Source organism: Neobacillus drentensis, assembly GCF_036962765.1.
Classification (GTDB): domain Bacteria; phylum Bacillota; class Bacilli; order Bacillales; family Cytobacillaceae; genus Neobacillus; species Neobacillus drentensis_C.
This window is the reverse complement of record NZ_JBALOS010000005.1, coordinates 8,134-11,914: the sequence shown is the minus strand read 5'-3', so window position 1 is coordinate 11,914 and position 3,781 is coordinate 8,134. Positions and strand designations below refer to the sequence as shown.

Sequence of the window (3,781 nt, the reverse complement as noted above, 5' to 3'; positions counted from 1 at the left end):
CTGGAACATGTAATTTGTCTTTCATCAGCGGTATGAAAGACAAATGTCGACACAGGAACATTAGATTTGTCCTTCATCAGCGGTATGAAGGACAAAATCTGCCGTATGATTCGTCCTTCATTAAGGCCAACCGTATAAGTGGAATACCTTGAAATTTAAGATACTCCGATAAAGAAAAACCTTCAAATTTGTGAAGGCCTTTGACCTTAGATATGACTCCAGCCTTCCCATAAGAGAAATAGGTGCCCTTTTTTACTGAAGATATTTACCCATCTAATTTTTATCATTTTCGTACGCGATAACCACTACTTTTTTATGTGCTTGCTCACTTATTTTTTCTTCTAATGTTTGAATTTCATTTATCAAATTAGGAGAAAGTGAAGCTGCAACATAATGATTGTCCTTATCCATTATCATTACTCCTTTGCGATATTTGTCTTAGGAACACCCTTAATTAAAAGTATTCCTGCATCAGGAGAAAGATTTGGATCCCCTCCAATGGAAATAATAGTACATTCTCCCTGAATATCATTATTATTAAGTTCACTTCAATGTTTTTATTCAATTTCGTATATTTCTTTCTCTTATTTTGAATTCTGAGGCGCTCTTAGATAGACTTGAAAGGATAAAATTTCAGTCTCTTCCAAAAATTTGAAACAAAAGTGATGTGAGCTCGTATATAAAGGAAAGGATGTGGGAGCATTGAACAGATACTCAATTGAAGAATTTATCAAACAAACGGAGCAGGAAGATAAAGGGCAGGGTTTTTTTGAATTAGAAACTCCTCGGCTGTTGGAGGTAAATTTAGACGGTCAAGTTTGGGCCAAAGCAGGGTCAATGGTTGCTTATCATGGGGAAATGAAATTTGTCCGTGAAGGAATATTAGAACACGGTCTAGGAACCGCGTTCAAGAAGGCATTTACAGGAGAAGGCGCCTCGTTAATGAAAGCGAACGGAAAAGGCAAGTTATATCTTGCGGATAGTGGCAAGAAGATCATTATCCTGAATTTACAAAACGAAACCATCTACATTAACGGGAATGATTTACTTGCATTTGAACCAAGTATTAAATGGGACATTAAATTAATGAAGAAAATTGCTGGGATGATGGCAGGTGGGTTATTTAATGTTCGTTGTGAAGGAACCGGAATGATTGCTTTTACTGCGCATTATGAACCACTCACCTTAAAGGTATCGCCGGGCAATCCTGTGATTACGGATCCAAACGCAACAGTAGCCTGGTCTGGCAATCTTCAGCCTATATTTCAAACCGATATCAGTTTGAAAACGTTTCTTGGAAGAGGAAGTGGCGAGTCCATTCAAATGAGGTTCGAAGGTGAAGGCTTTGTCGTGATCCAGCCCTACGAAGAGGTTTACATGAAGGCAAAGCAAAGTTAGTTTGGCTTAATTAAACAGTTCCAGGTACCATCCATATTTGATGGTGTCTGGAACTTTTTTGCTCTATCCTTTCATCTACCTCCTAAATGTATTAAATTCTACTTTTATAGGTTAGGTTTCATTGGATCTCGGTAGTAATTTGATTTGTCCTCGGTGATAATGACCTTCTAGTTCCATTTGGGTCAAAATAGCTCTGTACCAACTGTCATTGAGTTCGGTATGTGAAAGCATTTTCCGCTTCCTTTTCTAAAAATTATCCCCCTAGAAATTTACTGGTACACATAAATTTCCCAGTTACTACACTCTTTGAATTTACCACAGTATTTAAAATACAAAAGAATAAACCATTCTTCCACAATTGAGAGGTTTTATATAATGGTTCCAGTAAATCTTCAGTTTATCGTTGATGGTAACACTCGACTATTTTTTGTTCTTTTTGCCGCCCTACTTTTGATTTATTTTCCTTTTCCCATATTTATACCAACCTTTTTCATTTCTACTAGACATAAAGCCAAAACTATTAATCTCCGTCTTCATCATTAACCCATTCAATCATATAATAGGACTTCACTAAAGCTTCCTGGAACCCCCAGCCAATTAGGTCGACATTGGCTATAACCTTCCGCAATCTAGTAGAAAATGCTTTGTATAACTCTTCATCCCGATCACATTCCATAGCTACGTGGTCAAACATTTTAACCATACTAGAATAAAACCCTTCATTTATGTCACCATATGAATTGGTAAATTTCACACCCAATTCCACATAAAAAAGCATTAGATCGACTGTTCGTTTCTCATCATTCGTTGCCTTTTTAAAAGCTGTTATCTCTTTTTTTGCCTCTGCCAGTCGGAGCTTCCCTAAGCCTCTTTCTGGAAAAAATTCATTCTCAATTTTGTTCCTAGCATGTTGAAAGAGAACTTCAATTACTTCATCCCCTAGAAATTTACTAGATAAATAGTTTTGAACCTCTTTGTTTGCCTTGAACAACTCTATAACCAGCTCAATCAATTCTTTTTGTTCAATGTTTTTAATTGTTTTTTTAAATCGTTAATCTTGATTTACATAATAAACCTCCATTATTTGATTTATTGAATTTCCCATAGAAATTTAAGTCCATTGGTATTATACAAGACTATTTAGAAGGTTTAAAAGAGCATATAAACAATTGCGTTTCTTATTCCCAACCATAAATGAACATGGTAGAATCATATTGTTTGTTAAATTCTATTTTCTACCGGTGGTGTAATGTGAAAGAATCTGTATTAATTCAAGAAAACAAGAGATTCAAGTTGAAATTTGGTTTTCTTAAAAAAGACATGGTCTTTACCGTCTCTCTTATTTTAGCAGCGACAAGCTGTTTGATTCACCCTCCTAAACTGGAGTATATAAATTTTCAAGTCCTGATCAGTTTATTTAGCCTAATGCTTACCATAAAGGCTTTGGAAGAACTTAAATTTCTGGACAAATTCGCTATTACCATCATCAATAAATGTAATAATAGCAGATCCGTTTCAGCTATTCTGATTATGTTATGTTTTTTTAGCTCCATGTTTGTTACAAACGATGTAGCACTTCTTACTTTTGTACCTTTGACCCTGGTTGTCAGTAGAAAGACTAAAATTCCCATGATGGAGACGATTATTCTTCAAACCATTGCTGCCAATATTGGAAGTAGTTTGACCCCAATGGGTAATCCGCAAAATTTGTTCATCTATTCTTATTATGGAATCAAGCCCCTTCCCTTTTTTACAACCGTTTTATTCATGGCTGTTACTGGGATTGGTTCGCTTTATTTTCTAATGAAGAGAATGGATAAAAAAGAACTGAAAGTTGTCCTGACTCAAATGCCGATTAGCGATTGGAAAAAGGCTGCTGTCTGGGGAATGGTATTAGCCATTATTATTGCTTCCATTTTTGGAGTAGTCAGTTACCTGGTTGCCTTCGTGGTTACATTAATGACGGTGATCATTATGAATGTAAAATTATTAATTAAGATTGATTATTTGTTGCTGTTAACTTTTATCTGTTTCTTTATTTTCATCGGAAATATATCCAATTCTAATACATTACAAGCCGTTGCAAGCACAAGCCTCAAGGACCCAATTTCCGTCTATTTCAGTTCGATTTTTTTAAGCCAATTTATCAGTAACGTCCCTGCTTCAATCCTACTGGCAGAATTCACAACGGATTGGAAACCTTTATTATTGGGTGTCAATATTGGAGGGCTAGGAACCATTATTGCATCATTGGCAAGTGTGATTTCTTACAAACTATTTATCCAGGCAAATCCAAAGGAAAGTAAAAAATATTTAATTAAATTCAGCCTTTACAACTTTTCCCTTTTAGCCATATTAACCTTGATTCAGTACATTATCTTAA

The 3,781-nt window shown here is 35.4% G+C and carries 4 protein-coding genes; 2 read left to right on the top strand and 2 right to left on the bottom strand.

Features of this window, described 5'->3' with window-relative positions:
- Window positions 1-273: 273 nt before the first annotated feature.
- Window positions 274-411 (bottom strand): hypothetical protein, encoded by a 138-nt coding sequence (locus V7137_RS01700; protein WP_335696471.1) that lies wholly within the window; start codon window positions 409-411, stop codon window positions 274-276.
- 291 nt (window positions 412-702) lie between these two features.
- Here V7137_RS01700 and V7137_RS01695 point away from each other — a divergent pair, with 291 nt between their 5' ends.
- Window positions 703-1,398, top strand: coding sequence for an AIM24 family protein (locus V7137_RS01695; RefSeq protein ID WP_335696470.1), 696 nt, complete (start codon window positions 703-705; stop codon window positions 1,396-1,398).
- 520 nt (window positions 1,399-1,918) lie between these two features.
- On the opposite strand, the gene V7137_RS01690 is transcribed toward V7137_RS01695, so the two are convergent.
- A complete protein-coding gene (locus V7137_RS01690; RefSeq protein ID WP_335696469.1) occupies window positions 1,919-2,389 on the bottom strand; it encodes a DUF6155 family protein in 471 nt (156 codons plus the stop codon).
- 260 nt (window positions 2,390-2,649) lie between these two features.
- Between V7137_RS01690 and V7137_RS01685 the strand changes: the two genes are divergently transcribed.
- On the top strand, window positions 2,650-3,781 hold a 1,132-nt coding region (locus tag V7137_RS01685), incomplete at its 3' end, for an SLC13 family permease (RefSeq protein ID WP_335696468.1).

Bases quoted from the DNA above. Each gene is read 5' to 3' on its own strand.
- V7137_RS01700 (WP_335696471.1), bottom strand. From the start codon at position 411: ATGGATAAGGACAATCATTATGTTGCAGCTTCACTTTCTCCTAATTTG.